We start from the raw sequence: 1,006 nt of genomic DNA on the forward strand, positions 1-1,006 counted from the left end.
CCAACTGTTTAATCAGGTATTCGAGGAGGAAAAGACCAGCTAGCGCAGCGATAACGAAGATCACCAAAGTGGTCACGCTCATTTCGATGGTCTTGTTTGCTATTGAGATCAGTACATATCCTTGTTGACCAGAAAACTGAGTACCGACAAATAGACCTGCACCTAGAACGACAAATAGGAAAATAAGGCGAATCATTATTTATCCCCCGTACCTGTCATTGTTGTGACTTCACGACGTAGTCGCTCACGAATCACATCCGATAGCTGAGATTGGCTTTCCAGTTTTGCAGGGTACTCAACTTGAATATTTTGCTGGCTTAATTGGTTGAGTGCTTTGTTGAATTCTTTCACCGCATTGTCGTCTTGATTGAAGAAAGCCATCGCCCACTTGTCAGCTGTCGTTAACGAAGTGGTGTAGATTTCGCCTTGTTCTTGGTAAACCGCTTTGATTGCTGTTTCCAGTTTGGCCTTGATGTTTTCTTTTAAATAGAAATGCTGCTCTGGAGACAATAATGGGATGACGTTGCCATCGCGAGTACGGAAAGTAATAAAGTTCTCAGAGAAGTCTTTCAGAGAGGTCATCAAATTATCTTGCCAGTTTGAAATGTCTTCTGATACTTCATGTTGAGCAACGACTTGGGCTTCCGGCAGTAGTGCATTTGCTAGAGGCAACTTATCTACTTGCTGCTGTAGAGCGGTCAAACGCAGAACAAGACCGTCACGGTCAATCAATGGGACAGTGCGCAGTTTGGTGATGTCGTTTGCCATCGCTTTACGCAGTTTAACTAAGCTTGGATCGTTTAGCGCGGCAATACGTTGGTCTGCGCTTTCCATTAGTTGAGTTGCGCTTTCTACGTCATGCTCTAAGAACAGTTTACGACCAGCCAACTTCACAAGGTAATCGGCCTCTGCCAATAGCCAGTCGTTTGGACGTCGGCCTTTCACATCTGCGACGGCGAGTTGTAAACTTTCAATGCTCTTTTGTTGTTGACCAAGCACCACTTCT

Annotated in this window: 2 protein-coding genes; both read right to left on the reverse strand. The window is 44.8% G+C overall.

Going from position 1 to position 1,006, the window contains the following annotated elements:
• A partial coding sequence (locus tag R7D93_RS26280; RefSeq protein WP_411976829.1) for a heme biosynthesis HemY N-terminal domain-containing protein occupies positions 1-196 on the reverse strand: 196 nt, incomplete at its 3' end.
• Positions 196-1,006: uroporphyrinogen-III C-methyltransferase (locus tag R7D93_RS26285; protein WP_318129679.1), on the reverse strand; the 811-nt coding region annotated here is incomplete at its 5' end. The genes R7D93_RS26280 and R7D93_RS26285, both read right to left, overlap by 1 nt.

This window comes from Vibrio sp. YT-15, from assembly GCF_033337445.1.
GTDB lineage: Bacteria > Pseudomonadota > Gammaproteobacteria > Enterobacterales > Vibrionaceae > Vibrio > Vibrio alginolyticus.